Source organism: Bradyrhizobium sp. CB1015, assembly GCF_025200925.1.
In the GTDB taxonomy this organism is placed as follows: domain Bacteria; phylum Pseudomonadota; class Alphaproteobacteria; order Rhizobiales; family Xanthobacteraceae; genus Bradyrhizobium.
The window spans coordinates 4,488,236-4,514,096 of sequence record NZ_CP104174.1; the positions used below are offsets into that span (position 1 = coordinate 4,488,236).

At 64.4% G+C, this 25,861-nt stretch carries 30 protein-coding genes and 1 pseudogene; 17 read left to right on the plus strand and 14 right to left on the minus strand.

What is annotated here, in order from left to right:
* The first annotated feature begins 243 nt into the window (after positions 1 to 243).
* The gene (locus N2604_RS20665) at positions 244 to 696 is read left to right on the plus strand and encodes a DoxX family protein (RefSeq protein ID WP_260370092.1); all 453 of its coding nucleotides are present in this window, start codon (positions 244 to 246) and stop codon (positions 694 to 696) included.
* A gap of 9 nt (positions 697 to 705) precedes the next feature.
* Here N2604_RS20665 and N2604_RS20670 read toward each other — a convergent pair.
* From N2604_RS20670 to N2604_RS20690, 5 genes and pseudogenes are all read right to left on the minus strand, one after another.
* A pseudogene (locus N2604_RS20670) lies at positions 706 to 861 on the minus strand (AraC family transcriptional regulator); the annotation flags it as partial.
* Positions 862 to 976: 115 nt separating this feature from the next.
* The gene (locus N2604_RS20675) at positions 977 to 1,528 is read right to left on the minus strand and encodes a dihydrofolate reductase (RefSeq protein ID WP_260370093.1); all 552 of its coding nucleotides are present in this window, start codon (positions 1,526 to 1,528) and stop codon (positions 977 to 979) included.
* A 7-nt stretch (positions 1,529 to 1,535) separates the two neighbouring features.
* On the minus strand, positions 1,536 to 2,558 hold the full coding sequence (locus N2604_RS20680; RefSeq protein WP_260376267.1) for a polysaccharide deacetylase family protein: 1,023 nt from the start codon (positions 2,556 to 2,558) through the stop codon (positions 1,536 to 1,538).
* A gap of 163 nt (positions 2,559 to 2,721) precedes the next feature.
* Positions 2,722 to 3,291 carry a glutathione peroxidase gene (locus N2604_RS20685; RefSeq protein WP_260370094.1) on the minus strand — a complete coding sequence of 190 codons (570 nt, stop codon included), beginning with the start codon at positions 3,289 to 3,291 and terminating at the stop codon, positions 2,722 to 2,724.
* A gap of 91 nt (positions 3,292 to 3,382) precedes the next feature.
* Positions 3,383 to 4,894 carry a L,D-transpeptidase gene (locus tag N2604_RS20690; protein ID WP_260370095.1) on the minus strand — a complete coding sequence of 504 codons (1,512 nt, stop codon included), beginning with the start codon at positions 4,892 to 4,894 and terminating at the stop codon, positions 3,383 to 3,385.
* A gap of 208 nt (positions 4,895 to 5,102) precedes the next feature.
* Between N2604_RS20690 and N2604_RS20695 the strand changes: the two genes are divergently transcribed.
* From N2604_RS20695 to N2604_RS20705, 3 genes are all read left to right on the plus strand, one after another.
* A complete protein-coding gene (locus N2604_RS20695) occupies positions 5,103 to 5,651 on the plus strand; it encodes a CreA family protein (RefSeq protein WP_260370096.1) in 549 nt (182 codons plus the stop codon).
* 637 nt (positions 5,652 to 6,288) lie between these two features.
* Positions 6,289 to 6,453 (plus strand): hypothetical protein, encoded by a 165-nt coding sequence (locus N2604_RS20700; protein ID WP_260370097.1) that lies wholly within the window; start codon positions 6,289 to 6,291, stop codon positions 6,451 to 6,453.
* A 32-nt stretch (positions 6,454 to 6,485) separates the two neighbouring features.
* Positions 6,486 to 6,848 (plus strand): hypothetical protein, encoded by a 363-nt coding sequence (locus N2604_RS20705; RefSeq protein ID WP_025035902.1) that lies wholly within the window; start codon positions 6,486 to 6,488, stop codon positions 6,846 to 6,848.
* Between the two features lie 12 nt (positions 6,849 to 6,860).
* Here N2604_RS20705 and N2604_RS20710 read toward each other — a convergent pair whose 3' ends face one another.
* Positions 6,861 to 7,106: a DUF6719 family protein gene (locus tag N2604_RS20710; RefSeq protein WP_260370098.1), complete on the minus strand. Its 246-nt coding sequence runs from the start codon at positions 7,104 to 7,106 to the stop codon at positions 6,861 to 6,863.
* A gap of 66 nt (positions 7,107 to 7,172) precedes the next feature.
* Complete coding sequence (locus tag N2604_RS20715; RefSeq protein ID WP_260370099.1) at positions 7,173 to 8,642, minus strand: PLP-dependent aminotransferase family protein; 1,470 nt, start codon at positions 8,640 to 8,642, stop codon at positions 7,173 to 7,175.
* Between the two features lie 74 nt (positions 8,643 to 8,716).
* Here N2604_RS20715 and N2604_RS20720 point away from each other — a divergent pair, with 74 nt between their 5' ends.
* The 7 genes from N2604_RS20720 (at position 8,717) to N2604_RS20750 (ending at position 15,155) form a co-directional block, all read left to right on the plus strand.
* Positions 8,717 to 9,442, plus strand: a complete 726-nt coding sequence (locus N2604_RS20720) for a pyridoxamine 5'-phosphate oxidase family protein (protein ID WP_260370100.1) — start codon at positions 8,717 to 8,719, stop codon at positions 9,440 to 9,442.
* Positions 9,443 to 9,496: 54 nt separating this feature from the next.
* Positions 9,497 to 10,774 (plus strand): ArgE/DapE family deacylase, encoded by a 1,278-nt coding sequence (locus N2604_RS20725; RefSeq protein ID WP_260370101.1) that lies wholly within the window; start codon positions 9,497 to 9,499, stop codon positions 10,772 to 10,774.
* A 226-nt stretch (positions 10,775 to 11,000) separates the two neighbouring features.
* Positions 11,001 to 11,810 (plus strand): alpha/beta hydrolase, encoded by an 810-nt coding sequence (locus N2604_RS20730; RefSeq protein WP_260370102.1) that lies wholly within the window; start codon positions 11,001 to 11,003, stop codon positions 11,808 to 11,810.
* Between the two features lie 34 nt (positions 11,811 to 11,844).
* Positions 11,845 to 12,684 (plus strand): tryptophan 2,3-dioxygenase, encoded by an 840-nt coding sequence (kynA, locus tag N2604_RS20735; RefSeq protein WP_260370103.1) that lies wholly within the window; start codon positions 11,845 to 11,847, stop codon positions 12,682 to 12,684.
* Positions 12,685 to 12,692: 8 nt separating this feature from the next.
* Positions 12,693 to 13,895, plus strand: a complete 1,203-nt coding sequence (kynU, locus tag N2604_RS20740) for a kynureninase (protein WP_260370104.1) — start codon at positions 12,693 to 12,695, stop codon at positions 13,893 to 13,895.
* 104 nt (positions 13,896 to 13,999) lie between these two features.
* On the plus strand, positions 14,000 to 14,398 hold the full coding sequence (locus tag N2604_RS20745; RefSeq protein ID WP_260370105.1) for a PaaI family thioesterase: 399 nt from the start codon (positions 14,000 to 14,002) through the stop codon (positions 14,396 to 14,398).
* Positions 14,399 to 14,549: 151 nt separating this feature from the next.
* Positions 14,550 to 15,155, plus strand: a complete 606-nt coding sequence (locus tag N2604_RS20750) for a GNAT family N-acetyltransferase (RefSeq protein WP_260370106.1) — start codon at positions 14,550 to 14,552, stop codon at positions 15,153 to 15,155.
* Between the two features lie 80 nt (positions 15,156 to 15,235).
* Here N2604_RS20750 and N2604_RS20755 read toward each other — a convergent pair whose 3' ends face one another.
* The 3 genes from N2604_RS20755 to N2604_RS20765 form a co-directional block, all read right to left on the minus strand.
* Complete coding sequence (locus N2604_RS20755; RefSeq protein ID WP_260370107.1) at positions 15,236 to 15,535, minus strand: hypothetical protein; 300 nt, start codon at positions 15,533 to 15,535, stop codon at positions 15,236 to 15,238.
* A 94-nt stretch (positions 15,536 to 15,629) separates the two neighbouring features.
* Entirely contained in the window at positions 15,630 to 16,316 is a 687-nt protein-coding gene (locus tag N2604_RS20760) for a DUF2161 domain-containing phosphodiesterase (RefSeq protein ID WP_260370108.1), read from the minus strand.
* 99 nt (positions 16,317 to 16,415) lie between these two features.
* On the minus strand, positions 16,416 to 17,096 hold the full coding sequence (locus N2604_RS20765; protein ID WP_260370109.1) for an SDR family oxidoreductase: 681 nt from the start codon (positions 17,094 to 17,096) through the stop codon (positions 16,416 to 16,418).
* Positions 17,097 to 17,204: 108 nt separating this feature from the next.
* Between N2604_RS20765 and N2604_RS20770 the strand changes: the two genes are divergently transcribed.
* On the plus strand, positions 17,205 to 17,924 hold the full coding sequence (locus N2604_RS20770) for an SGNH/GDSL hydrolase family protein (RefSeq protein WP_260370110.1): 720 nt from the start codon (positions 17,205 to 17,207) through the stop codon (positions 17,922 to 17,924).
* Between the two features lie 15 nt (positions 17,925 to 17,939).
* On the opposite strand, the gene N2604_RS20775 is transcribed toward N2604_RS20770, so the two are convergent.
* Positions 17,940 to 18,698, minus strand: a complete 759-nt coding sequence (locus N2604_RS20775) for a tyrosine-protein phosphatase (protein WP_409241637.1) — start codon at positions 18,696 to 18,698, stop codon at positions 17,940 to 17,942.
* Positions 18,699 to 18,769: 71 nt separating this feature from the next.
* Here N2604_RS20775 and N2604_RS20780 point away from each other — a divergent pair, with 71 nt between their 5' ends.
* The gene (locus tag N2604_RS20780; protein WP_260370111.1) at positions 18,770 to 19,096 is read left to right on the plus strand and encodes an MliC family protein; all 327 of its coding nucleotides are present in this window, start codon (positions 18,770 to 18,772) and stop codon (positions 19,094 to 19,096) included.
* A gap of 109 nt (positions 19,097 to 19,205) precedes the next feature.
* On the opposite strand, the gene N2604_RS20785 is transcribed toward N2604_RS20780, so the two are convergent.
* The gene (locus tag N2604_RS20785; RefSeq protein WP_036022780.1) at positions 19,206 to 19,409 is read right to left on the minus strand and encodes a DUF2735 domain-containing protein; all 204 of its coding nucleotides are present in this window, start codon (positions 19,407 to 19,409) and stop codon (positions 19,206 to 19,208) included.
* A gap of 541 nt (positions 19,410 to 19,950) precedes the next feature.
* Between N2604_RS20785 and N2604_RS20790 the strand changes: the two genes are divergently transcribed.
* The 4 genes from N2604_RS20790 to N2604_RS20805 all read left to right on the plus strand — a co-directional run bounded on the left by N2604_RS20790 (position 19,951) and on the right by N2604_RS20805 (position 23,439).
* Positions 19,951 to 20,985, plus strand: a complete 1,035-nt coding sequence (locus N2604_RS20790; protein WP_260370112.1) for a glutamine synthetase beta-grasp domain-containing protein — start codon at positions 19,951 to 19,953, stop codon at positions 20,983 to 20,985.
* Positions 20,986 to 21,180: 195 nt separating this feature from the next.
* Positions 21,181 to 21,882, plus strand: a complete 702-nt coding sequence (locus tag N2604_RS20795) for a GrlR family regulatory protein (RefSeq protein WP_260370113.1) — start codon at positions 21,181 to 21,183, stop codon at positions 21,880 to 21,882.
* Between the two features lie 19 nt (positions 21,883 to 21,901).
* On the plus strand, positions 21,902 to 22,585 hold the full coding sequence (locus tag N2604_RS20800) for a substrate-binding domain-containing protein (RefSeq protein WP_260370114.1): 684 nt from the start codon (positions 21,902 to 21,904) through the stop codon (positions 22,583 to 22,585).
* A gap of 32 nt (positions 22,586 to 22,617) precedes the next feature.
* The gene (locus tag N2604_RS20805) at positions 22,618 to 23,439 is read left to right on the plus strand and encodes a tetratricopeptide repeat protein (RefSeq protein ID WP_260370115.1); all 822 of its coding nucleotides are present in this window, start codon (positions 22,618 to 22,620) and stop codon (positions 23,437 to 23,439) included.
* Position 23,440: 1 nt separating this feature from the next.
* Here N2604_RS20805 and N2604_RS20810 read toward each other — a convergent pair whose 3' ends face one another.
* Positions 23,441 to 23,893, minus strand: coding sequence for a hypothetical protein (locus tag N2604_RS20810; protein WP_260370116.1), 453 nt, complete (start codon positions 23,891 to 23,893; stop codon positions 23,441 to 23,443).
* A gap of 198 nt (positions 23,894 to 24,091) precedes the next feature.
* Positions 24,092 to 25,699: an IS1182 family transposase gene (locus tag N2604_RS20815; protein WP_260370117.1), complete on the minus strand. Its 1,608-nt coding sequence runs from the start codon at positions 25,697 to 25,699 to the stop codon at positions 24,092 to 24,094.
* Between the last annotated feature and the right edge of the window lie 162 nt (positions 25,700 to 25,861).

Genomic DNA, 25,861 nt, shown 5'->3' on the forward strand with positions numbered 1-25,861 from the left:
ATTTGCGAGAGCAAATTCCGGGTGAGGGGGACTCTCCGCGAGTCCAACTCTCACCGTGATCGCGGAAGCAGCCCCTCACCCCAACCCTCTCCCCGTAAGAGCGGGGCGAGGGAGCGCACCATCCGAGCCTCTCGATCTCAAGCTTTTCAAAGCAGTTCGCCATTTCCCCGTTTGTAAACCGGCGCACGACTCTCCATAATCCCTTCAAGCGTTCCGCGCTCTGAGCTTGTCAAGAGGCCGATCATGCCAGCGTTCGTGACTTTCGGGCGAATCCTGTTCGCCGTGCTGTTCATCTACACGGGCGCGACCAAGCTTTTTGCCATCCAGGCGACCGCCGACTTCATCGCCGCCAAGCTCGTCGTACCCGACGTCGTCGCGCCTTACGCCAAGCAGATCGAGACGGCGACCGCCATGACGACGCCGCAGCTTTTGGCGATCGTGATCGGCGGGCTCGAGATCATCGCAGGGCTGATGATCGCGCTGAATTTCGGTGTGCGTTTCTTCGCGATGCTGCTGATCGTCGACGTCGCCGTCGCGACCGTCCTGTTCTACGATTTCTGGAACATGGCGGCGCCGGACAACGCCAAGATGCTGGTCGACGCGCTCAAGAACCTCTCGATCATCGGCGCGCTCTGCATGATCATCGGCTATGGCCGCACCACGCGCCCGGCCGAGGCGGCCTACGGCGACGTCTAGCGCCCAATCCGCTCTTGGGGGCGCGATCTCGCGCATCCAGCGGGAAATCGTCGCGCTGCTGGCTCCCTCGCTGCGGCGCTGCCGGCCGAGCAATGCGGCCTCGCGCGCGGCGCGGGGCGTGATGCCGTAGGCGGCCTTGAACGAGCGCGTGAAATGCGCGTCGGTGCGCTAAGCCAGCAAGATACGCGATGGTATTTTGTTGCCGGTACTGTGCATGGGGTTGTTTTTCCAGTTTTGAATCGGAGCCCCCGGTGTGAGCGACATCGGCAACGCCGAGAGGCTAACCCGGCCGCCACGGGGTCACGGTCACCTCATGCGCTGCGTCGAGAACGTATGGCACGCCCGGCTTCATGCCGTGCGCGGCCAGCACCTCGTGAGGCGTCCGCTGGGGCACGCCGACGAAGCATCCCTCGCCGCCGGGCAGCCGCACATGCGGAGCCTCCGACAGCCAGAACGTGTCGTAGCGGTCCATGAACATGTCGAACACGAAGGGGCCGCCGATGATGGCGACCGTGCCGGCGGCGACGTCGGCGAAGGCGCAGGCCGTTTCGAAGCTCGCATGCGCCGGATTCCAAAGCGTCGCGTTCGGCATCTCCGGATCGACGGTGAGGTCCCTGATCTTGCGGGTCAGGATCAGCCGCTTGCGCTTGGCCGAATTCGGCTGCTGCTCGTGCGAGTTGCGGCCGTGCACGATCAGCGCGGCGCGATCGAGCGCCTGCTCGAAGAACAGCTTGTCGCCTTCGAACTTCAGCCTGTCGGGCATGACACGACCGGCGTCGGCAAGCATGCCGTCCGCCGAGACGATGACGTAGCCTTCGAAGCGGAAAGACAATGGCCTTCTATTCGGAAACGGTCGTCACCACGGAATTGACCGGGCGCTGGCTCACCGTCGGCAGCTTGATGTCCTTGAGCAGCTCCTGGTCGTATTCCGGCAGCGTCGAGGCCGGGAACTTGGCGCGCATCGCCACCACCTTGTAGCCGCCGGCCTTCAGCCGCTTGAGCAGCTCGGGCAGCGCCTCCGCCGTGTGCTTCTGGAAGTCGTGCATCAGGACGATGCCCTTGCCCCTGGTGTCGAGCTTCTTCATCACGGTCTCGACCACCTTCTCGGGCTTGGAGGCCTTGAAGTCGAACGAGTCGATGTCGCAGGAGAAGATGCCGATGTTGCGATTGCCGAGATAGGTGACCATCTCCGGCGGATGCTGCAGCGCCGGGAAGCGGAAGAACGGTGCGGGCGAGATGCCGCCGAGCGCCCACTTCACCGCCGCAAAGCCCTTCTCGATCTCGTCCTTGCGCTGCGCTTCGTTGAGCTTCTTGTTGTTGAGGTTGGCGTGCGACCAGGTGTGGGCGCCGACCGTGTGACCGGCCGCGTAGACCTGCTTCAGGATCTCCGGCTCGTAGGTCGCGTGCTTGCCGATGATGAAGAAGATTCCGGTGGTGCATTCATCGGCGAGCGCCTTCAGCACGGCGGGCGTGTTCTTCGGCCAGGGGCCGTCGTCGAAGGTCAGCACCACCTCCTTGTCGCGCAGGAAGTCGAGCTCCTTGAAATGCTCGAAGCCGAAACCGGGACCGCCCGTGGTGTCGATCTCGACGGTGCGGGCGACGCCGAGCGCGCCCGGTGTGTTGCAGGCCGCGCGGGCCGGCTGCGGCGCTTGTTTGGGCGGAGGCGGATTGACGAAGCCCGCTGGCGCCGCGGCCGCCGGAGCGGGCGCTGGAGCTGCAGGGGAGGTTGCAGCCGCTGGTGATGCCGCCGGCGCGGCTTGCGCTCCGGCTGCGGGCTTCGCCGCCGGCGTCTGCGACCATGCGGCGCCGGTCATCGCCACCGACATCGCACCTGCTAAAATCAGTCCTGCCGCCACACGCATGGTGTTGTCCTCGAGATTGATCCCGTTGTTCCGCCGCGGCTTTTCGCCTGCGGCAAAAACCATCCTGCCCCAAACCATCCTAGCCTAGATGGTGGGCCATCGCCATTGCAACGGCTGTTTGATGGCCCGTCGCAATTGTGCCCAACCGGATGGCGCACCTGTATCAAGTGTCGGCCAGGGCCCTGGCAATGGCGGTCTTGATCCGCGTGTCGGCCGGCTCGACGGCGGATGGAAATACCTCGGCGATATAGCCGTCGCGGCCGATCAGGTATTTGTGGAAGTTCCAGCGCGGAACTTCTCTCGGTCGGGCCTCGGCGGCCCATTTGTAGAAGGGATGCGCCCTCGCACCGACCACCGCCGCCTTGGCCGTGATCGGGAAGGTAACACCATATTGGTGGTGCGCGGTCTGCGTGATATCGCTGGTGCCGCCGGGCTCCTGGCCGCCGAAATCGTTGGAAGGCACGCCGATCACGGTGAGCCCGCGCCCGCGAAACTCGTTCCAGATCTCCTGCAGGCCGGCATATTGCGGTGTGTAGCCACAGAGCGAGGCCGTGTTCACCACCAGCAGCGGCTTGCCGGTGAACGACGCGAGGCGGATGTCGTCGCCTGACAGAGCGGGGAAGGAGAAGGCGTAGGCCGAGATCCGACTCATCCCGCCATCAGCGAGGGCGCGCCTTACGGGCGCGAATGCGCCTGCAAGAGTGACGCTCAGCACGGTCCTGCGATTCATCATGACGGCGTCCCCCGAGATGATCCGAGGGCAGATTACTCCGCCACCGCGACCTCACGCGTCAACACCGCGTTATCGAGCGCCGCGTCGCGAGCTAGTACAAGCGGACGATGAAGTCGGTGCCTTCGCCGGTCTCGCCCTGGTTGATGCCCTGGTCGGAGACGATGATCGAGCTGCCGGACGTCAGCATCTCGTTGATCTTCACCATGGTCTCAGTGGGAACCGAGATGCGGTCGAGGGCTTCGGCCGGGCTGTCCGGCGTCACCACCGGTTTTGCGGCGACCGGGATCACGGCTGCGCCGCGCCGGCGCGCTAGGCGGCTGTCGTCCTCGCGCGCCGCGGAACGGGCGGAGATGGGCAGCGACACCACCGACCAGCGCAGCGCGTTGGTATCGGCCTTGTCGAGTTCGGCGGTGAAGACGTGGGTGCCGAGCGGCCGGTCGCTCGCGGCGATCGTGACGGGCAGCTCGAACAGCGGCGCAAAATTCTGCCGCACATAGAGCTTGGAATCCTTGCGGCTGATGAAGACGGCAATCTGGCCGGCCCGCTTGGGCGCGTCCGGCTTTGCCGCCGGCGCAGGATCGGCAACGCGGCCCTCGTCCTTGTTCGCGTCGGGCGAGGCGGCGGGTGCAGGTGCCAGTGCATCGGGTGCCTTCGCGGCTTCCGTTTTGACCGGCTCGACCTTGTCGGCGGGCTTGTCGTTGCTCGCTGGCTTGGCCGCTTCGGATGCTTCGGCCGTCTTGACCTCGGCGGCTGGTGCGACCGCTTCCTCGCGCGCAGCCGCGTTGCCGGTGGTCACGTCCGACAATACGGCGTGGCCGACGGAGGTGCGTAGCTCGAGCACGCTTTCGGCGCTGGCCGTCTTGGTTTCGACGGGCTTGGTTTCGGCCGTGCCCTTATCGGCCTTGTCGGCGAAATTGGTCTGCGGCGCGAGGCTCGCGGCGGGCTGCGGCGGCACGCGCATGGAGGCGAGCAGGGGATGGGAGAAGCTTTGCGGCGACATCTGGCCGGGCGCCACGATCACGCGCGCGCCCATCTTGGTCCAGTTCCACATCTTCATCGCGAACGCCATGGGCATGCGGATGCAGCCATGCGAGGCCGGATAGCCCGGCAGCACGCCGGCATGCATCGCGACGCCGGACCAGGTGATCCGCTGCATGTACGGCATCGGCGCGCCGCTATAGATGTTGGAATGGTGGAATTTGTGCTTCTGGATGACGCTGAACACGCCCATCGGCGTCGAGTGGCCCTTCATGCCCGTCGACACCGGTGATTCCGCGAACACGCCGGTATTGTCGTAGACCGTCACCTTCTGCCGCTCGATCGAGACGACGATGACGAGCGGGCCTTGCGGCTTGGTGCCGGCTTCCTTCTCGACGACGACGTCCTTCTTGCTTGCGGCGCCGCGCTTTTGCGGCTTCTGGCGCGGTATTTCAGGAAGCCGCTGCGGCCGGGCGTAGTAGGACCCGTCGGAATAGTCCGCCCAGTAGTAAAATGCTGCGTCTGCCTGGCTGGTCGCGCCGATCGCCCCCGCCGCCGTCAAAATGGCGACCTGCCACAGGCGTGCCGGCTTGGCAGAAGAACCCGACCCGTTCACGCTGTTCATCCTCGAATCCATAATCCAAATCAAACGTTAGTCTCGCAAAGGGGATAAGCGTTCACCAGCAGCGCGGTTCTGCCATCAGTTACTTTTGTTCGAGACGTAGCAAAAAAGCCTCACGGAGCGGTAAACGGCGGCCGCGTCCGACTGTCCGCCGCCTTCCTGACCGCCATTTGCGTTCCTACATTGCGGGGACTTGTTACCGGAGAACTTCATGTCATCTCGTTTCCCCGGTCTTTCCAGCATCCGCTTGAAAGGCCTTGCTTTAATCCTCCTGGCTTTGATCGCGCCAATGGCGTCGGCATCTGCGGCCGATGAGCCCGATCTGATCTTCCGCCGCTCCACCGTGTTCAAATGGGTGAGCCCGAACGACAAGCTCGCGACCTATGGTCTCGACGATCCCGAGGTCGAGGGCGTCGCCTGTCATTTCACGGTGCCGGAGAAGGGCGGCTTCAAGGGCTGGCTCGGCCTTGCCGAGGAGGTCTCGGATATCTCGCTGGCCTGCCGCCAGGTCGGTCCGATCAAGTTCAAGCACAAGATGGAGCAGGGCGACGACATGTTCCGCCAGCGCCGGTCGCTGTTCTTCAAGAAGATGCAGATCGTGCGCGGCTGCGACGCCAGGCGCAACGTGCTGGTCTACATGGTCTATTCGGACAAGCTGATCGAAGGCTCGCCCAAGAACTCGACCTCGACGGTGCCGATCATGCCGTGGGGACCGGCGGATCCAAACGTCCAGAAGTGCGGCGAGTTCTTCACGCAGTGACGCGCTTCGCGTTCACACCACTGACGCGCTTGCGTTCACTCTGTGGCAATCGCGCGGCGCCGCAAGGCGCGACCCGGTGAGCCGCACAAACATCTGCGGCGCCGCCTCGAAGCCGCGGCTCGATTGCAGCGCCATTGCGCCGGCGCTGCCGCGAATGGGTGGTTGATCTCCGCGATCCGTCCGTGGATTTTCGTCGCGCGGCCTTGCGCGATTTCCCGCCATCATGGCCATCCCTCTCGTGAATGCACCCGGTGATCCGGGCGTCTAGGTTTCGATGGCTTGGGTCGTTGGTGAACCACCCCCGGTTCGACAGGATCCAGCCTTCTCTTGCCGTCCTTTCAACAGAAAAACGTAAAATGCATGTGAAGCGCGCGCGGCGGCCGCATGACGACGGCTGCGCAGGGCGCATATCCGGGCCGGCGCCGGAACTTGGCAGGCGCCTTTGAGCCGCCGCGAGACCTGTCTGAAATAACTGGCATTTTCCGAGAATTGTTTCGTCGCCGCGGCCGGGACGAAACAATTCTCACGAAGACGAAACCATTTTCAGCTTTTCGCGCATCACGCGCGAAACCGCCCATGGTTATCAGGCTCATAACGACGACGGCGCACCGCCGGCCACCGAATTGGGACACATATCATGCGCGCGCTCAGCTTCATCATTGCTTTCGGTTTCGTCCTCGCCGGCTCCTCATTGGCGGGTGCGCCCGACGGCAATCTCCCCGGTGTCGGCACCTTCCAGTACAGCGGCTCGCCCGTTGCGGTTCCGGCCGCTCAGCCCATCATGGTCGCCGCGCGCTTCTGACCGCAGACAACAAAATAGCCGGCAAGCCCATCATGTTGCTTCGTCTCTGCGCCGCAGCGTTCGTGTCCCTTCTGACGATCAGCTCCGTTCAGGCGCAGGTCCGCTCACCTTCCAGGCTACCCGATCCGCGTGGCGAATTCGTGCGCCAGTGTGCGCCGCGCATGCTCGGGCGCTGGGAGCATCCGGAGGAGGTCTGCGGCTGCCTGCACGATCACGCCGCCGCGGCCGTCGAGGATCGCGATCTGCGCGAAGCGTTGCTGCGCGGCATCAGCGAGACCGGCGTGCCCACCATCGAGACCGATTGGGTGCCGGCCTCCAAGCAGAGCGAGATCGGCCCGACCTTCACCAAGATCGCCAAACCGACCTTGCAGTGCATGTTCGATCCCGCGAAATAGCTTCCCAGATCCTCACTTCGTTTTCGGTCCGTGCCGCGGCACGCAGGAGCTTGTGCGCGAGACTCCCTTGTCGGTCATCTTCGCGCCGCGCACTTCCCTGACCTGGCCGGCGGGGCAGCTTCCGTCATCCACGAGCACGCGCTGGCCGAGCTTGAGATCGCCGATGTCCTGCTCGCGTCCGATGGTGGCGGCGCGTGCGGTGGAAGCGAGCGCGATGCAGATCAGCAGCGAGAGGCAGGTCGCGTGGCGCAGCAGCATGATGTGAGGTCCCGGCATCGATGCGCAATCTAGGGAGCGGCGGGCGATTCTGATAGTGAAGCTTCGTCACGCCCGGCGGGCCGGTTTTCCCTTGGCGCCCAGGGCTGCGCGCGATTCCCTCGCAAGACGTTCGGCGGAGGCCACGAGCTGTGGCACGGGATGCCCGGAAAATCCCAGCACGAAGCCGGGCAGGGGACGCGCGCGCGAATAGGTGTCGGCCAATAGCCAGCCTTCGGCGCCGGCCGCTTGCTTGGCATGCGCCGCCACCGCCGGATCGACGGCAGGATCGAACCGGGCGACAAGATGCAGGCCTTGTGAGGGCACCGGCACCGAAAGCGCGCCATCGGATGCGACTTCCAGCGTCTCGGCGAGCACGTCGCGGGCCTCGCGATACAGTTTTCGCACGCGCTTCAGGTTCGCGGCGAAGGCACCGGAATTGAGCATGTCCGCCACCGCGCCCTCCATCAGCGTGCCGGGAAAGCGATCGAGCGCCGCGCGCGCCGCCGTCACGTCGGCGATCAGGCGTTCGGGCAGGGCGCAATAACCGATGCGCAGGCCCGGAAACAGCGTCTTGGCAAACGTGCCGAGATAGATCACGCGCTGGAGGCGATCGATGCCGGCGAGCGACATCAGCGGCGCGCCGTCATAGCGGAACTCGCTGTCGTAATCGTCCTCGAGCACGAATGCGCCGGCCTGCTTCGCCCAGTCCAGAAGCTCGAGCCGCCGCGGCATCGACATCTGCACGCCAAGCGGAAACTGGTGCGACGGCGTGACGTAGGCCGCGCGCGCGGACGGCGCCGCGATGCGGCCTTTGGCAACGCGCATCCCCTGCTCGTCCACCGGGACAGGCACGGTGCGATAGCCGCAATGGGCGATGGTTTTTCGCGCGGCAGGGTAGCCCGGGTCCTCGCACCAGACCTGGTCGCTGGATTTCAGGATCGCGCTCAGCACGATGCGCAGCGCGTGCAGCGTACCCGAGGTCAGCATGATCTGGTCGGGATCGCAACGCAAGCCGCGCGCCGACAGCAGATGGTCGGCGATCGCCGCACGCAGCTCGTGGCTGCCGCGAGGGTCGCCATAATGCAGGTGCTCCGATCCGAATGCGCGCATGCGGCGGCCGACGAAAGCGCGAAAGCGCTGCACGGCGCGTTCGTCGATATGGGTACAGCCAAGCGCAAACGCGCCCTGCTTTGGCGCTTCGAGAACGACCTTCGGCTTGTTCGCTTCGGCGGCGCGCTTGGGGATGCGTGCCGCGACGAACGTTCCGGAGCCGACCGTTGCGTCGGCAAAGCCGTCGGCGATCAGGCGCTCATAGGCGGTGACGACGGCGTTGCGGCGGAAACCGGTCTGCTTGGCCAGCGTCCGCGACGGCGGCAGCGGCTCGCCGGGCTTGACCAGGCCGGAGACGATCATCTCGCACAGCGCCTGATAGAGCCGGTGCGCGGCGGATGCGCCCGCCGTGACGTGAGGGCCGGTGAGGTCGAGCGGAAGCTCGGGCTTGGCTCGGGAGGAAGAATTGGTCGGAATTTTTTGCATGGAATTGGAACTATCGCAGACCAAATGCGCCGCTACAACTGCTCCGGATTTCTTCCATCCGAGCAGGAGCGGCCGTGAGCCAGACCGAGACCTCGAATTCCTATCCGACATCGGCGCGCAACCAGGTGAAGCGCCGGCACGACCGTGGCTTCTATGATCACGACACGGTTCATCGCATCCTGGATTCCTCGATGCTGTGCCACGTCTCCTACGCGATCGACGGCCAGCCCTATTGCACGCCGACCTTCTTCTGGCGCGAGGGCACCAGGCTCTACTGGCACGGATCGAGCGCCAGCCGCATGCTGCGCAACCAGAGCAAGGGCGAGCGCGTCTGCCTGACGGTCGCCCATCTCGACAGTCTCGTGCTGGCGCGCTGCGGCTTCAACCATTCCGCCGACTACCGCGCCGTGATGGCGTTCGGCACGGCCTATCTCGTTACCGACCCTGATGAGAAGGAGCGGGCGGTGATCGCGATGGTCGATCGCTTCTTCCCGGATCGCACCGCCGGCCTGCGACAGAGCACCACACAGGAAATCAAGGCGACGTCGTTCATCGCAATGGAAATCGAGGAAGCCTCGGCCAAGATCCGCGCCAAGGGTGTCGCCGACGACGAGGAGGACTACGCGTTGCCGATCTATGCGGAGCGCATTCCGGTCCGCACCGTGCTCGGCGCCCCGGAACCGTGCCCGCGCCTGTTCGATGGTGTGGGCCGGCCTGCGACGCTGAACGGCTATTCCGAAGGCCGGCTGCTCGAAGATGCATTGCGGGATGCATATTTTCTGGAGTACCCGAACGGCTGAAATCGGCTAGTTTGCGCGCTCCTTGGGACCATTGGAATGTCTGGAGTCGCCCGAATGAATGCCGAAACGCAGCAGAGGATTCTTGACGCCGTCGACAGCGGCTTCGAAGCTCAGCTTGCAACCACAAGCGATTTCGTCGCGATACCTTCCACGCGCGGGGCGGAGGGACCATGCCAGGACATGATCGGCGATCTCCTGCGCGAACGCGGCTACGAGGTCGACGACTGGCACATCGATGTCGAGGATTTGAAGGATCTGCGCGGCTTCGGCCCGATCGAGCACGACTTTTCGAAGGCGCGATCTGTGGTGGGCACTTACCGTCCACGAACCAATGGCGGCAAGTCGCTGATCCTGCAGGGGCACTGCGACGTGGTGCCCGCGGGCCCGCTGGAATTGTGGGATACGCCGCCATTCTCGCCGGTCATCAAGGGCGGCAAGATGTTCGGCCGCGGTGCCTGCGACATGAAGTCCGGGACGATCGGCGCGCTCTATGCGCTGGACGCGATCAAGGCCGCGGGCTTCAGGCCGACGGCGCGGATCCATTTTCAATCGGTGATCGAAGAGGAGAGCACCGGCGTCGGCGCACTCTCCACCCTGCAGCGCGGCTATCGCGCGGACGCCTGCTTCATTCCGGAGCCGACCGGCGGCAAGATGGTGCGCTCCCAGGTCGGCGTGATCTGGTTCCGCCTCCGCGTGAAGGGGCACCCGACCCACGTTGCCTTCGCAGGCTCCGGCGCGAACGCGATCATGGCGGCATATCACCTGATCCAGGCGCTGCAAAAGCTCGAGATCGAATGGAACGAGCGGGCCAAGGCCGACCGTCACTTCAAGACGCTCGACCATCCCGTCAACTTCAACGCCGGCGTCATCAAGGGCGGCGACTGGGCCTCGAGCGTGCCGGCCTGGTGCGACGTCGACTGCCGGATTGCGGTGTTGCCGGGCTGGTCGATCTCCGATCACCAGAAGGAGATCATGGCTTGCGTCGCCGCCGCTTCGCGCAACCACCGCTTCCTCGCCAACAATCCGCCGCAGGTCGAATGGTCCGGCTTCCTGTCGGAAGGCTATGAGCTGACCGATGCTGCGGAGCCCGAGGCTGCGTTCGGCAACGCCTTCAACAGGGTCTATGGCGGCACGCCAGAGGATCTCGTCTTCACGGCGCTAACCGACACGCGCTTCTACGGCCTCAACCACGGCATCCCGAGCCTCTGCTTTGGTGCCAGCGGAGGCGAGATGCACGGCTTCAACGAGTTCGTCGACCTGGAGTCGTTGAAGAAGGCGACCAAGGCGATGGCGCTGTTCATCGCGGAATGGTGCGGGCTGGAGAAGACGTAGCGGTCGAGATATCAAAGGCGCAACGCGCCGCGCCGCCGTCGTTCCTCACCCGAACGAAGTGGTGAGCACGCTCCGCTTTGCCCACCCCACGGCGTCTCGTTCGGGGTGCGCAGTGCCCAATCCACCAGCTCCCCAGATCCTTTAAGCTTAAAAGAAAGACTAGGATGCCGTCCTGACCGGTGGCAGACTGGCATCCGGTTCGTCGGACGAGTCCTCGGGAGCAACGATGCGCGATTGGGATGACGCTTACGCCAATTCGGCCCATATCCCGGGCTCGGACAAGATGCCGGCGCTGTGGGCGGAGCGGGCAGCGGCCTACCGCGCCGGGCTGACGGAATTTCGTCCCGACATCGCCTATGGCGCCGGCGAGCGCCAGAAGCTCGACCTGATCCTGCCTGACGGCGACAGCAAGGGTCTCGTCGTCTTTGTCCATGGCGGCTACTGGATGCGCTTCGACAAGTCGGCCTGGACCGATCTCGCCGAAGGTGCGCGGCATCATGGCTGGACGGTGGCGCTGCCGAGCTACACGCTGGCACCGGCTGCACGCATCTCCGATATCACTGCGGAAATCACCGCCGCGATCGCCAAAGCGGCATCGCTCGTCTCGGGGCCGATCCGGCTCGCCGGCCATTCCGCCGGCGGCCATCTCGTCACGCGCATGTTGTGCGACGACAGCCGGCTCGAGGCCGCCGTCTACAACCGCATCGCCGGCACGCTCTCGATCAGCGGCCTGCACGACTTACGTCCGCTCCTAAAGACGGGGATGAACGAGACGCTGCGCATGACGATGGAGGAGGCGACGCTGGAAAGCGCGGCGCTGCATCTGCCGCGGGGGCATTCGCCCGTAACGGCCTGGGTCGGCGGCAGCGAGCGGCCCGAATTCATCCGCCAGTCCGATCTGATGGCCAATGTCTGGACCGGCTTCGATGTGCCGACGCACCTCGTCATCGATCCCGGTCTGAACCATTTTACCGTGATTGACGGACTGAAGGACCCGTCCTCGCCGATCACCGCCCGCCTGATCGGCCTTGACTGAGCGAAGCCGGGAAGATCGATCGAAAGGACCCGCCATGACGTCCCGCGATTACGATCCCACAAGCGAAGGCGCCGAGACCGATTTCGCCCGGCGCATGTCCTATGGCGATTACCTTGCGCTGGATGCGATTCTTGGCGCGCAGCACCCGCTGTCGGAGGCGCATGACGAGATGCTGTTCATCATCCAGCATCAGACCACGGAGCTGTGGATGCGGCTCGCTATCCACGAGCTCAGTGCTGCGCGCCGTGCGATCTCACGGGATGAGGTGCAGCCCGCGATGAAAATGCTGGCTCGGATGTCGCGCATCTTCGAGCAGCTCAACGGCGCCTGGGACGTGCTGCGCACCATGACGCCCAGCGAGTATACCCGCTTCCGCTCGCAGCTCGGACAATCCTCGGGCTTCCAGTCGCGGCAATACCGGCTGATCGAATTTCTGCTCGGCAACCGCAACCATGCCATGCTGAAGCCGCACGCGCACGATGCCGAGACGGTCAAGCTGCTCGAAGCCGAACTCGCGACGCCAAGCCTCTATGACGAGGTGCTGCGGCTCGCCGACCGCAACGGGCTCAAGATGCCTGCGGCGGTGCTGGCGCGCGACGTTCGTGAGACCCACAGCTTCAACGAAGGCGTGCTGCAGGCCTGGCGTATCGTCTACGAGGCGCCGGAGACGCACTGGATGCTCTACGAGCTGGCCGAGAAGCTGGTCGATTTCGAGGACTATTTCCGGCGCTGGCGCTTTAACCACGTCACCACGGTCGAGCGCGTCATCGGCTTCAAGCGTGGTACCGGCGGCACTGGCGGCGTGAGTTATCTGAAGCGCATGCTCGAGGTCGAGCTGTTTCCCGAGCTCTGGCGCGTGCGTACGATTCTGTAGGGATGTCCATGACCAGGCTTCGCGTCTACGACGACACCAAAGCGTTGTTCCATTTGCCTGACGGCCTGATCTATCTCGACGGCAATTCGCTCGGTGCGCTGCCGCTGGGCGTTGCCGAGCGTGTCAACCGCGTGATCACCGAGGAGTGGGGCAACGAGCTGATCCGCGCCTGGAACACGGCAGGGTGGTATGTCCAGCCGCGCCATGTCGGCGATCGCATCGCGCGGTTGATTGGTGCGGCGGCCGGTTCGGTCATGGTCGGAGACACGCTGTCCCTGAAGGTCTATCAGGCACTCGCCGCCGCGCTCGACAAGACTCCGTCCCGCAAGATCGTCCTGTCGGACACCGGCAACTTCCCGACCGACCTCTACATGGCAGAGGGCCTGATCGCGACGCTCGGGCGCGGCCATCAATTGCGTCTGGTGGCACCGGACGAGATCGAGGCCGCATTGTCCGAGGAGATCGCCGTTCTGTACATCACCGAGGTCGACTACCGCACCGGCGGCCGCCACGATATGGCAAAGCTCACCGCGAAAGCGCATGCGCTCGGCATCGTCACGGTCTGGGATCTCGCCCATTCCGCCGGCGCGCTGCCGGTCGATCTCGCCGTCAGCGGCGCCGATTTCGCCGCGGGGTGTACCTACAAATATCTCAACGCGGGTCCTGGCGCGCCGGCGTTCCTCTATGTCGCGCCGCGCCATGCCGACAGCGCGCGCGCCGCTCTGTCGGGGTGGATGGGCCACGCAAAGCCGTTTGCGTTCGAGCTCGCCTATGCGGCCGCGGGCGGCGTCGAACGCATGCGCGTCGGCACCCCGCCGGTGCTGGCCATGGCGGCGCTGGAGGCCTCGCTCGACATCTGGGACAGGGTCGATATCGCGGAGGTTCGTGCGCGCTCGCTGGCGCTGGGCGATCTCCTGATCGGTGAGGTCGAGCGCCGTTGTCCGCAGCTCAAGCTCGTCACCCCGCGCGACCATGAGCGCCGCGGCTCTCAAGTCTCGTTCGCCTTCGACGGCGGCTACGCCGCGATGCAGGCCCTGATCGCCCGCGGCGTCATCGGCGACTTCCGCGCGCCTGACATCATGCGGTTCGGCCTCACGCCGCTTTATGTCGGAGCGGATGAGATCATCCGGGCGGCCGAGATCATCGAAGAGGTGATTGCCGATGAGATTTGGCGCCGTCCGGAGTACCAGGTCGTGAACGCGGTGACGTGAGAAGGGACGCTTCCTCAGACGTCAGGGATGATTACCTCGGACGTCATTGCTTCGCCGCGCGGGGCAATTCACGTTGAGACCACAACCAATTGGGAGCAGTTCCGATGACGCCGCTCGAGAAGCTTAAAGCGATGAAGATGCCGTTCGCCGAGCTCAAGGGCGTCGAGTTTGTCGCGGCGGAGAAGGACCGCGTGGTGGCGCGGATGACGGTCCGGCCCGAACTCTGCACGCTTCACCACACCATCCACGGCGGGGCCGTGATGGCGCTGGCCGATTCCGTCGGCGCGGCAGCGACCGTGATCAATCTGCCCGAGGACGCCAAGGGTACGACCACGCTGGAGAGCAAGACCAATTTCATCGGCGGGGCGAAGGAGGGGGCTACGATCATCGCCACCGCCACCCCGGTGCACCGGGGCCGGCGGACCCAGGTCTGGACCACCCGGCTGGAAACCGGGGACGGCAAGCTGGTTGCGGTGGTGACCCAGACGCAGTTGGTGCTGTGAAACTCCAGGATTTTGATTTCATTAACGAATTAGTCGCGCCGGTGCCCGAAACTTGGGCAGGTCCCCGTCTTGAAAATCATGGTGCGATGCACAATATAGGGGGCCTAGGGATTCGAACGCCTCCTCGAGGGACACCAAGAGGAGTTTTGACGTGGTACTTGAAGACACCGTCCGTACCGTTCCCGGCTATGTACGGACCTTGATCCAGCAGGAAGAATTGCCGCTCCTGCGCGATCACCTGCTGAGGCTTGATGCCGCCAGCCGGCACGACCGTTTCAACGGCTTTCTCGACGACAGCTTCATCGAGCGCTACGCCGCCCGCTGTGCCGAGGACGGCACCGTGATCGTTGCCTATATGGTCGACGGCGTGGTGCGCGGTGCGGCCGAGCTGCATCCGCCGGAGGACGATTCCTTGCCGGAGGTCGCCTTCAGCGTGGAAGCCTCCGCGCGCCGCCAGGGCGTCGGCACCGTGCTGTTCCGCCGCCTGATCGCAGAGGCGCGCTGGAAGGGCTACAAGCAGCTGCGCGTCACGACCGGTGCCGAGAATCACGCGATGCGGGCGCTCGCCAGGAAGTTCGGGGCCCATCTGGCGTTCCGCCACGGCGAATCGACCGGCACGATCGACCTCGCCAAGACGCCCGAGGCCGAGCTTGCCGATCTCGCGGCCTCGCCGTTCACGGCCGGGCGCGCTCTTCTCAGCTTCAACAGCACGTGCTGGAAGCTGATCTCGAGCATGTACGGCAATCGCGCCGCATAGCCCGAAAATTGCGTACAGGAATCATAAAGCGGACCGGCAACGCCGGTCCGCTTTCGTGTTCTGCGCGATGAAATGGATGCTCAGCTGCGTGTGGCGGCGCCGAAGCGGCGGACCACGCGGCGTTCGACCACGACGGAGCGCTGCGCGCCCTGTTCGCCGGCGATCACGCGCGTCGCAGTGATGCGGCTGTTGGCGCGGGCCTGCTTCTTCACCTCGGCCTGGACGACGTCGAGCGGCATCCCCATCAAGGCTGCGGCGATCTCGGCCTGCTGCGCCTGGTCGTCGGTGATGCCGACAGCGGCGAAGATCGCCTCGTCCAGGGTCGGAGGATCATGGCGGACGCGCCGCGTGCCATATTTGGTATTCCAGTCTGCGCTCATAACGGCCTCATTTCGATGCCGGATACCTAGTGCCGCCAATGTTGCATTGCAATATGAAATCGGTGTGGCATCTCAGCTATGCACCGGTCTGGTGTCACAGCGGTGACGCAGCACCTGCGCCGACCTCCACCCGTTGCTGGGGCCAACGCTTCAGGGCGGCGTGTCCGGCTTCGGTGAGCCGATAGATTCCCCGCTCAGTGCGTTCGAACCAACCATACACATTGTTAAGCAAGATCTTGCCGGCATCGGGGCAGCGTTCGCGCAGCGTGCGCACCGGCTTCGGCCCTTCGGCAAGCGCCGCCGCGCAGGCCAGCGCCTGCTGGCGATAGGCCGTCATGATCGGTGCGCGGGTGCTGCCGCCAAGCACGGGATCGCCCTGGCGGCGCTGATGCTCGGCGACGAGACGCGAGCGCACCTTCGGCTCGCGGCGCGGCGCCGCGGTCGGCGGCTTCACCAGCACTTCGACCTGGCCGCGATCGGTCACGCCAAGCATGCCGAAGCCGAGGCGGCGGCAGAGATTGCGATAGCGCGCATCGCTCTCGCGTCCCTTGCCGCGTGCGGACATCTTCGCTGCGATCCAGACCTCGTCGCCGGCCGGCGCGCGATCGACCGCCTGCAGGATCAGCTCGAGATTAAAGGCAAGCTTGAGCTCGCCGATCACCACGACGGGTGGATCGCCAGCGCTGAGGCCGACGAGATCGCAGCCGCCGATCTCGCCCTTGACCGTGAAGCCGAGCTCTTCGAGGAAGCGTTTGACGGGGAGGTAAAGCGCGGTTTCCAAGGGACGTCCGATTGGAGAATCAGTTGCGGGGCAGTTTAGAGCGTTCTCGGCCCCGATTGAATCGGAGCCGATGTCTCCAACGTTTCGATCGGAACGCGATTACACCCGTCCACCGACCGGGATCAGGGCGCCCGTGACGCCGCCGGCGGCATCGCTGGCGAGGAACAGGATGACTTCGGCGAGTTCCTGTGGCGTCACCCATTTGGAAAAGTCCGCTTTCGGCATGTCGGCGCGGTTGGCCGCGGTGTCGATGATCGAGGGCAGCACGGCGTTGACGGTAACCTTGCCCTTCCACTCGTTGGCGAGGGCCTCGGTGAGGCGATGAACGCCGGCTTTCGACGCGGCATAGGGGCCCATGCCGCTGCCGGCCTGCAGCGCGCCCATGGCGCCGATATTGACGATGCGACCCGCCGTTGACTGGGCGAGGTGCGGCAGCGCCGCGCGCGAGGCGTTGAGCGCCGTCAGGACGTTCAGCGCGTGCATGCGCTGCCACGTCGCGATGTCGCCGTCACCGACGGCCTCGAAGGCGAAGCCGCCCGCGATGTTGATCAGCGCGTCGAGCCGGCCGAAATGCTTTGCGGCCGCATCGACGGCATTCTTCGCTTGCGCGGCGTCGGACAGGTCGACACCGCCCATCACGATGCGTTCGGACGTCGTTGGCAATTGCGAGGGCGCGTGATCGATGCCGGCGATCCGCGCGCCGCGCGACTGCGCGGCCTCGGCAACGACCTTGCCGAGTGCGCCAAGCGCGCCGGTCACGATGATGACTTTTCCCTGCACGGTGCTGCTCCGTCCGTCGCGCTGCGGCAGTCCGAATTGGACTTGCAATGGCGGCGGCTTCAAGGCTGGGCTATAAATGCAACTTTAGATCGTTAGGGAGGTCATTTCATGTCTGACAATTTGCCAACCGTCGAATTTCCCGCCGCGATCGTCGACCTGACATATCCGCTGATGCGGCTCCGACAGGCGTTGGACGGCAAGGGACCCGTGCGCATCGTCGCCATGGGCTCGTCGTCGACAGCCGGACGAGCCGATGTCGTCCCGTATCCCTATAGGCTGGAGATGTATTTGCGGCAGTATTTCAAGGATGTGGTGCCGCGGCCGGACATCCGGATTGACGTCCTGAACCGGGGCAAGGGCGGCGAAGAGGCAAACGAAGAGCTCGGGCGCTTCGAGGCGGATATTTTTCGTGAAGGTCCGGCATTGGTCATCTGGCAGGTCGGAACGAATGCGGTGTTTCATAACGAGAAGTACGACGTGGATATCGTTGCCGGGAACATCAGGGAGGGCCTGGCGCAACTACGCGCTCGCGGCTTCGAGGTTCTGGTGATCGATCCGCAATTTGTGACGAAGATGCTTTGGGACGACCGCGCTGAGCTCGCTGACAAGATGGTGCGGCTGATCCGCGAAGCTGCCAACGAGGCCGAGGTGAACTTGTTTCAGCGCTGGTCACTGATGCGGCATTGGCACGTGCAGAACAATGTCTCGCTCGAACAATTGATCGACACGGGTGACCCCGACAAGCTGCATCAGAACGATTGGAGCACCCAGCAAGTTTCCTTGGCGCTCAAGAACGCCATCATCAAGGCCCTCGGTCCGATGGCGTGAAGCCGCCGGTGCGGATCAAGCCTGCAGGTAACGTTCCTTCAGTGCAGTGCGCTCTGCTGCGCCCAACTTGAGCCCGTCGCGCAAATAGGTTTCGAGATCGCCATATTCGCTGCCGACCGCTTCGAAAGCGGCCGCCAGGTAAGAGGCCTCGACGCTGCCGATCGCGTCGAGGACATCGGCGGGCAGATCGGAGGCGTTCGACGGGTCGCGCTTGTAGTGCCGGTTGGTCAAGAGGTAGTCCTCCGCAATGACATCCTCGGGCACGCCCAGCGCGTGCAGGATCAGCGCGCTGGCAAGGCCGGTGCGGTCCTTGCCGGCGGTGCAGTGGATCACGAGCGGCGCGCGGTCTTCCAGCAGATGGCCGAACAGCGCGCGGAAGCTGTGCGTGTTGTGGCGGACATAGTTGCGATAGGATTCGCGCATGAGCTCGAGCGCCACAGCTGCGGTCAGCCTACCCTTCGCGAGCTCGGCGCGCAGCGCGGCCACGACGGTCGGTTCGATCGGCAGCGAATGCACCGTGATCTCGTTCACGACGCAGATGCCGGCCGCGCGCTCCTCGACACCGCGGAAATCGAAGGCGCTGCGCACGCCGAGCGCGCGGACGACCTCGACATCGGCCGCGGTGAGCTGGCCGAGATGGTTGGAGCGGAAAATGTGCCGCCAACGCGTGACGCGGCCATCGGCGGTCGGGTAGCCGCCGAGGTCGCGGAAATTGCTGGCACCCCTGAGGGCGAGATGACGGGAAGGGGAGTCCTTCAGGGAGGAGTCTTGCATGGGATCAGCTTGGGTTATGGTTCCACCGGATGCACGTTCGGCGTCCTTGCGGTCTATTACAGGGGGCGATCATGGGCCGGCACAAGGCCATTGTTTTGACGGTCAGCATGCTGGCGGGCGCAATGCTCGGTTCGCGGCAGGTAGATGCGCAGACCTTCCAAACCTACCGTTGCGCCGATGGTACGCAGTTCATCGTCGGGTTTTATGACGGCGACAAGCGCGCCTTCCTGCAGATCGACGGCGAGCCTGTCGCGCTCGCCAAGCGACTGGCGATTTCGGGGGCGCGCTATTCGGGGGCGGGAGTCACGCTGAGGATTCCCAAGACCGGGCCCACCACGGTCAAGCACCTGAAGCGGCCGGTTACGACCTGCGCGGTGGTCGAAAAGCCCGGGATCTAGCCGGGGCCTCCAGGAATCAAAAAGGGCCGAAACACCGTTGTTTCGACCCTTTTTCAAACTGCCGCCGGCCGCTTAAGAGAACCCGGCACCGTCAGACCAGCAGCTGGCATCAGCGTTCCCATTTGGGCTTGGCTTCGTCGACCGCGTCCTGGTGGTACCAGCTGTCGCTGCAGATCGAGACGTTCGCGGGTAGCGAAGCCTGATCGGCGGGAAGGCGGGTCTCGCCATAGCGGCGTCCGGCGAGGGCCGCACGGCCGCCGACGGGGAATTGATAGATCTTTGCAGATCCGTGACTCAGACCATTGTTCATCATTGCGATTCTCCTTGGTCGAAGCGCCTTGGCCTCCATGGTGCGCCCGACTCGTTCGATTGTGGTTACTGGATTCCCCATATCGGCCGCCCATCCCGGATTGGAAAGTGCTGAAAAGGAAATCAGTTTCCGCTCAATTTGTAGGCAGTCAGCCTTCTGCATCCTCGAAGGCACGCTGCCGCTGACCAACGGGTGAGCCATTCCGAAGGTTGCTGAGGAGGGGTGGGGGAGTTTGCGAAAGTTACCGGACGTTGATGAGCGTTTCATCGGCAACGCGCGGGGCGGCGCTCGCTGCTTCTGAATCGGGCGTTTTCCGCGGGGTTTTTGCACTGCAGCTTCACGCCGAGGTGCGCGGCTATGACGCACGGTGCCGTGGAGGGCTCGTCGGTGGCGAGGAGGAGCCGGAAGCGGTGGAAAACCGCCCGTACTGCGGCCTTTTGGCACGCGAAATGCTTGGGAAGGGCCGGCCGATGATGGCCGGGTACAAAACGTGCGGGGGCCCTCCCGGGCCCCCAACCTTTCGCATCATCTACAGAGAGGCTCAATGACCAAGTACAAGCTCGAGTACATTTGGCTCGACGGATATACGCCGACTCCGAATTTGCGCGGCAAAACTCAGATCAAGGAATTCGCGTCGTTCCCGACGCTCGAGCAGCTTCCGCTCTGGGGCTTCGACGGCTCCTCCACCCAGCAGGCCGAAGGCCACAGCTCCGATTGCGTGCTGAAGCCGGTCGCCGTGTTCCCGGACGGTGCGCGCACCAACGGCGTGCTGGTGATGTGCGAAGTCATGATGCCCGACGGCAAGACCCCGCATCCGTCCAACAAGCGCGCCACCATTCTCGACGACGCCGGGGCCTGGTTCGGCTTCGAGCAGGAATACTTCTTCTACAAGGACGGCCGTCCGCTCGGCTTCCCGACCGCCGGCTATCCCGCGCCGCAGGGCCCGTACTACACCGGCGTCGGCTTCTCGAACGTCGGCGACGTCGCCCGCAAGATCGTCGAAGAGCATCTCGACCTCTGCCTCGCTGCCGGCATCAACCATGAGGGCATCAACGCGGAAGTCGCCAAGGGCCAGTGGGAATTCCAGATCTTCGGCAAGGGCTCCAAGACCGCTGCCGACCAGATGTGGATGGCTCGGTACCTGATGCTGCGCCTCACCGAGAAGTACGGCATCGACATCGAATTCCACTGCAAGCCGCTCGGCGACACCGACTGGAACGGCTCGGGCATGCACGCCAATTTCTCGACCGCCTATATGCGCGAAGTCGGCGGCAAGGAGTATTTCGAGGCGCTGATGGCCGCCTTCGAGAAGAACCTGATGGACCACATCGCCGTCTACGGCCCGGACAACGACAAGCGTCTGACCGGCAAGCACGAGACCGCGCCGTGGAACAAGTTCAGCTACGGCGTTGCTGACCGCGGCGCCTCGATCCGCGTTCCGCACTCCTTCATCAACAACGGCTACAAGGGCTATCTGGAAGACCGCCGTCCGAACTCGCAAGGCGACCCCTACCAGATCGCTTCGCAGATCCTGAAGACGATCTCGTCCGTGCCGACCGACAAGAAGGCAGCGGCCTAAGATCCTCCCGGCCCGGGCTGGGGGGCTGGCCCGGGTTGGCATTCAATCCGTCGGAGCGACAAGCTCCGGCGGATTTTTGCATTGTGATGACAGCTGTTGTTGTGGTCTGCGGACGGGCACCGCGGAAACTTGTTCATCGCCGCCGAAAGCGGGATAGAGTGCATCCGGATGCAAGCAGGGCCGGGGACACGGCTGGTGTTTGAAGGCTTCTACAAGGTGAAATTTCAACTCGGCGATGCCGTCGGCCGCAGCGTGATGCATGCCGGCAACGGCAAGATGCTCGGCGGCAATTCGGCCTTCGCCCATATCGGCACCTACGAGAAGAAGGGCAGCGGCGTCGACATCGTCATCAAGACCGTCCGCCATAATCCCGATCCGAGCTACCGCGCCATGGCCGGCACCGACGATGCCACCCTGATCGCGAAAGGCTGGGCCGACGGCGATCTCTATCGCTTCAAGGGCGAGCTCAAGGAGCTGCCGGGCGTGCCGTTTCAATCGCTGATGACGCCGATCACCGACGAGGAGGTGCCGATCGCCGGCGGCGTCGGCGAAGCCGGCATCAGCGACGGTCTCTACTCCATCCACCTGCGCATGCTCGACGGCCTCGACGGCGGACTCACCGGGGTGATGCTGCTCAACCAGGGCCGCATTCTCGGTGGCGATGCATCGTTCTATTATCTCGGCAGTTACACCGCCGCGAAGGGGCGGTGGAAGGGCCAGATCCTCAACCAGGAGCACACGCCGGCCAAGGACGATCCGATCTTCGGCGGCCACCAGGTCGGCATCGGCTTCTCCGGCAGCTACGACGCGGAGCAGGCGGTGCTGGAGGCAGCGGCGCTGGCCGGCAAGCGCAGCCTGCGCCTGACCGCAGCGCTCAAGCTGATGCATCGCGCCTGATCGCGCCAAGGACCTACCGATGGAAAATGTCCGAATGCTCTCGACGCTCGGCCTGATGGGCGCGATGCGGAGCCTATCCTCGTCTTTCGAGGCTATCAGCGGCATCCACATCGATGCCGATTTCGTGCCGACGCTGGCGCTGCTCAAGCGGTTGCGCGAGGGCGAGGCCGCCGACCTCGTCATCCTCACCCGCGAAGGGCTCGACGAGATGATCGGCGAAGGCCGAGTGGTGGCCGCAAGCGCAGCTGATCTCGCGCGCTCCTTCGTCGGCATCGCCGTGCGGGCCGGGCAAGCGCACCCCGATATCGCCAGCGAAGCCGCGCTGCGCCAGACGCTGCTCGCCGCGCGGTCCGTCGCCTATTCGCGGCTCGGCGCAAGCGGCGTGTACTTCGCGCAGCTGATCGTGCGGCTGGGCATCGCGGCCGAGATCAACGCCAAGGCCAGCATCGTCGAGCAGGGATTTACCGCCGAGCGGCTCGTCACGGGCGAAGCTGACCTCGCCGTACAGCAGATCAGCGAGCTGAAGCAGGTCGGCGGCATCGAGGTGGTCGGGCCGATCCCGCGCGAGCTGCAGACGCCGGCGGTGTTCTCCGCCGGCCGCATGGCGAATGCGAAACATGCCGGCGCCGCGGACCGCTTGCTGCGCTATCTGGCATCGCCCGAGGTCGCCCCCGTCCTGCGCCAGTCGGGACTCGAGCCTTGAATTTGCCGAGCCACAGACGCAACCTGACGACCATGCGGACTTTCCTCCTTACCATGCTGCTGGCATTCGCCGCGCCCCTGACGGCGCGGGCGCAATCGGCCGACCTCGTCTTGTGCGACCGTCTCGCCGCCGATCCCAGCGATCCCGACAAGCCGGCTGAGGTGAAGGGCGTCGCGGAGATCGCTTCCGCCGACATCGCAACCGCGGTCAAGTTCTGCAAGCAGGCGGCAAACGCCTCGCGTCGCGCGATGTTCGAGCTCGGGCGCGCTTACGCGGCCAACCGGCAGACGGCAGAGGCGATCGCGGCCTGGCGGAAGGCGGCCGACAAGGGATCGAGCGCGGCCATGGTCGAGCTCGGCGTGCTCTACGGCACCGGCGCCGGCGTCGCCAAGGACGAGGCGCAGGCGCGAAAGCTGTTCGAGAAGGCGGCGCAGGCCGGCAACCCGCGCGGCGTCAGCAACCTTGCCGCGCTCGGCAGCGCGGGCGGCGCGGCGCCGGCCGACCCCGCCCAGGCGCGCGCGCTGCTCGGCAAGGCCGCCGAGACCAACGCGGAGGCGCAGTACCAGCTTGGCCTGATGCTGTCCGAAGGCTCGGGCGGCGACAAGGACGACGCTGCGGCGCGCGCCTTGTTCGAGAAGGCGGCGGCCCAAAACCATCCCGGCGCGCTGGAGCGGATGGGCGCCTTCGCGGAAGGCGGCCGCGGCGGTCCGAGGGACAAGGACGCCGCCAAGGCCTATTACGAGCGCGCCGCCGCGCTCGGTGACGAGGATGCCAAGAAGGCGCTGGAGCGCATTCGTTGTCCCTATGCGATCAAGGACAAGCAGGGCAAGCTGGTCACCACGCTGTGCTTCTAGTTCACTTCATGTAGTAGGCGAGATCGTTGCGGGCGTCGCGATAGGTGGTCTCGAGATAGTCGGGATACTTTCGTGCGGCCTGCGCCACTGCGCGCACCACGCAATCCCAGAAATCGCCATAGCAATCGAAATGCTTGTTATAGGCATCTTCGAATTTGACGGCGGTGATGATGGCCTGCCGGATCGCATCGTCGTCGGCGCGCGGGTGGGCGCGCTTCACATAGCCGAACATCGGCCCTTCATGGGCGTGGTCGCGCGCGTAGCGGTACTGGACGCTGAATTGCTCCGGCGTGAGGGTGCGATTGACGCGGACCTCTTCGGCAGTCGGACGTCCCGCGATCGTCTCCAGCCGGTAGCGTTGGCGCCAGAGCGCGTAGGCGGCATCGAGCAGCGGCTGCTTCGCGGCGCCGGCAATGATCGCGCTGAGCTCGTGCTCGGCTGATTGCGTGTCCATGCGCGATTGGTCGTGCGTTCGCGGGAGCAGGTTCGAGCCTGGCGCCGATCGGCTGAAGAGCTTTTTTCGGGGCCGGCAAACAAAACGTCAAAAACAACCCCATGCACAGTAGCCAAGTCCCTGAAATCATTTGACTGCTGATTTTACGAAGTGGAGTTTGACCCGTCGAGGCTGGGCAAGAATTGGTCGTTGGCGGGCTCATGCCGGAACGAAGCGGCCGATTTGGAGCGGCGGTCGGATATTGGTCCAGAGAGGCTCTGGAGCAACCAGGATGTGCTGGAGGAGGGCTGCGAAGATACATTGGCAAACAGCAAGCCTCTTTGCGAGGGCAGCCAGAAACCCGTCAAATCCAAGGATGTTGAGCGCACGGGTGAAATTGTAGCAGAGCGCCATCAGGCTCCATTCGCCGCGGACCTTGTCGAAGCCGCGGACCAGGAAATGACGATAGCCGGCACGGCATTTGAGCGTGCCAAACGGATGCTCGACAATCCCCGAACGACGACGCATCAGCTCGCCCGCACCCTGCATCCGTGCGCGGTGGCGTTCGAGAACATCTTCATGCTCCCAGCGACCAATGGTCCGGTAGGTGGTGGTCGGTGAGAGACAGCGGACCTTGAGCGGGCAGCTCCTGCAGATTGCTACACGGGCCGCGTAACGGATCTCAATGCGGCCGCTGGTGTTCTTTTGCCTGCTCTTGAACGGATGCAGCGGCTGGCCCGCAGGACAACGGTAGGTGTCGGTTGCACCATCATAGTTGAAGTCCTTGAGCGCAAAGCGGCCTTGCTTCTCGAGCCGCGCGCTACCTTCGGGCAGCGGTACATAGGCAATGATACCCTCGTCCTCGCAGGCCTTCAGTTCGACACTGCTGTAATAGCCCTCATCGGCCAGCGCCTGCAGTGTCTCGGCTCCAAGAGCCTTTTTGGCCGCCTTGGCCATCGCAGAGAGCTGTCGAACATCACTGCTGTCGTTGACTACCTCACTCGCGACAATGAGCTTGTGCTTGTCATCAACCGCGGTCTGCACATTGTAGCCTGCAATGCCCTGACCATTCTTGACCAGAAGCCGGGCGTCCGGATCCGTCAGCGACATTTGCGTCTCGCCACTCTCTTCCAGCCGAGCCAGATCGGCCTCGGCACGTGAACGCTTCGCCATCAGCGCCGCGACCTTCGCAGCGATATCACCGCCATCTCCTCGACCATCACCGTCCGCGCGATCCTTCCCCGGCTTCTTGACCTCTGCCGCATCATTGTCTTCAACAGACTTGCGGTAAGCCTCGATCTCCTGGTCCAGCCTCGCGATCTGCTCGCCAAGCCGCTTGCGCGTAAAGATGGAAGCCTTGCTGGCGTCGCCGTGGAACAGGGAACCATCAATCGCTACGATCGTGCCGCCCACAAGCCCAAGCTCCCGAGCCAGCAGCACGAAGCTGCGGTTCGCGGCCTTCAGCGCCTTCCAGTTCTCCTTGCGGAAGTTGGCAATCGTCCGATAACCCGGCTTCAGTCCCTTCAGCAGCCAGATCAGCTCCAGATTGCGGCCAGATTCCCGCTCTAGCCGTCGCGACGACCTGACCTGGTTGATGTAGCCGTAAAGATAGAGCTTCAGCAGATCGGCAGGATCATACGGCGGCTGCCCGACTTCTTCCGCGCCACGATCCGCGTGGCCGAAACCAAGCTTTGCAAGGTCGAGCGCGCAAACGAAGCTCTCGATTGCCCGCACCGGATTGTCCGGCCCGACATAGTCCTCAATCCGCGCAGGCAGAAGACTGGGTTGCTCCCGGCTCTCGCCGGTCTTGAATGTGCGATTCGCCATAAGACGAATCCTACATCAACTCTCAAAAAACGACGTTCTTGCCCAGCCTCGTCGGGCAAAACAGGGGCATAATGGCATCATGGCGGGCCGAGGTGCCGGGGCGGTGATGCGCGGAAAGCCGGTGGCTTCGCTGGGACTGCGATGCTAGGTAGCCCGCAATTC

Bases quoted from the DNA above. Each gene is read 5' to 3' on its own strand.
- N2604_RS20815 (WP_260370117.1), bottom strand. From the start codon at position 25,699: ATGGCGAATCGCACATTCAAGACCGGCGAGAGCCGGGAGCAACCCAGT.
- N2604_RS20810 (WP_260370116.1), bottom strand. From the start codon at position 23,893: ATGGACACGCAATCAGCCGAGCACGAGCTCAGCGCGATCATTGCCGGC.
- N2604_RS20690 (WP_260370095.1), bottom strand. From the start codon at position 4,894: ATGAACAGCGTGAACGGGTCGGGTTCTTCTGCCAAGCCGGCACGCCTG.
- kynU (WP_260370104.1), top strand. From the start codon at position 12,693: ATGACCAGGCTTCGCGTCTACGACGACACCAAAGCGTTGTTCCATTTG.
- N2604_RS20755 (WP_260370107.1), bottom strand. From the start codon at position 15,535: ATGAGCGCAGACTGGAATACCAAATATGGCACGCGGCGCGTCCGCCAT.
- N2604_RS20695 (WP_260370096.1), top strand. From the start codon at position 5,103: ATGTCATCTCGTTTCCCCGGTCTTTCCAGCATCCGCTTGAAAGGCCTT.
- N2604_RS20775 (WP_409241637.1), bottom strand. From the start codon at position 18,698: ATGCAAGACTCCTCCCTGAAGGACTCCCCTTCCCGTCATCTCGCCCTC.
- N2604_RS20745 (WP_260370105.1), top strand. From the start codon at position 14,000: ATGACGCCGCTCGAGAAGCTTAAAGCGATGAAGATGCCGTTCGCCGAG.
- N2604_RS20685 (WP_260370094.1), bottom strand. From the start codon at position 3,291: ATGATGAATCGCAGGACCGTGCTGAGCGTCACTCTTGCAGGCGCATTC.
- N2604_RS20780 (WP_260370111.1), top strand. From the start codon at position 18,770: ATGGGCCGGCACAAGGCCATTGTTTTGACGGTCAGCATGCTGGCGGGC.
- N2604_RS20805 (WP_260370115.1), top strand. From the start codon at position 22,618: ATGCGGACTTTCCTCCTTACCATGCTGCTGGCATTCGCCGCGCCCCTG.
- N2604_RS20680 (WP_260376267.1), bottom strand. From the start codon at position 2,558: ATGCGTGTGGCGGCAGGACTGATTTTAGCAGGTGCGATGTCGGTGGCG.
- N2604_RS20700 (WP_260370097.1), top strand. From the start codon at position 6,289: ATGCGCGCGCTCAGCTTCATCATTGCTTTCGGTTTCGTCCTCGCCGGC.
- N2604_RS20785 (WP_036022780.1), bottom strand. From the start codon at position 19,409: ATGATGAACAATGGTCTGAGTCACGGATCTGCAAAGATCTATCAATTC.
- N2604_RS20790 (WP_260370112.1), top strand. From the start codon at position 19,951: ATGACCAAGTACAAGCTCGAGTACATTTGGCTCGACGGATATACGCCG.
- N2604_RS20715 (WP_260370099.1), bottom strand. From the start codon at position 8,642: ATGCAAAAAATTCCGACCAATTCTTCCTCCCGAGCCAAGCCCGAGCTT.
- N2604_RS20710 (WP_260370098.1), bottom strand. From the start codon at position 7,106: ATGCTGCTGCGCCACGCGACCTGCCTCTCGCTGCTGATCTGCATCGCG.
- N2604_RS20705 (WP_025035902.1), top strand. From the start codon at position 6,486: ATGTTGCTTCGTCTCTGCGCCGCAGCGTTCGTGTCCCTTCTGACGATC.
- N2604_RS20800 (WP_260370114.1), top strand. From the start codon at position 21,902: ATGGAAAATGTCCGAATGCTCTCGACGCTCGGCCTGATGGGCGCGATG.
- kynA (WP_260370103.1), top strand. From the start codon at position 11,845: ATGACGTCCCGCGATTACGATCCCACAAGCGAAGGCGCCGAGACCGAT.
- N2604_RS20770 (WP_260370110.1), top strand. From the start codon at position 17,205: ATGTCTGACAATTTGCCAACCGTCGAATTTCCCGCCGCGATCGTCGAC.
- N2604_RS20730 (WP_260370102.1), top strand. From the start codon at position 11,001: ATGCGCGATTGGGATGACGCTTACGCCAATTCGGCCCATATCCCGGGC.
- N2604_RS20665 (WP_260370092.1), top strand. From the start codon at position 244: ATGCCAGCGTTCGTGACTTTCGGGCGAATCCTGTTCGCCGTGCTGTTC.
- N2604_RS20725 (WP_260370101.1), top strand. From the start codon at position 9,497: ATGAATGCCGAAACGCAGCAGAGGATTCTTGACGCCGTCGACAGCGGC.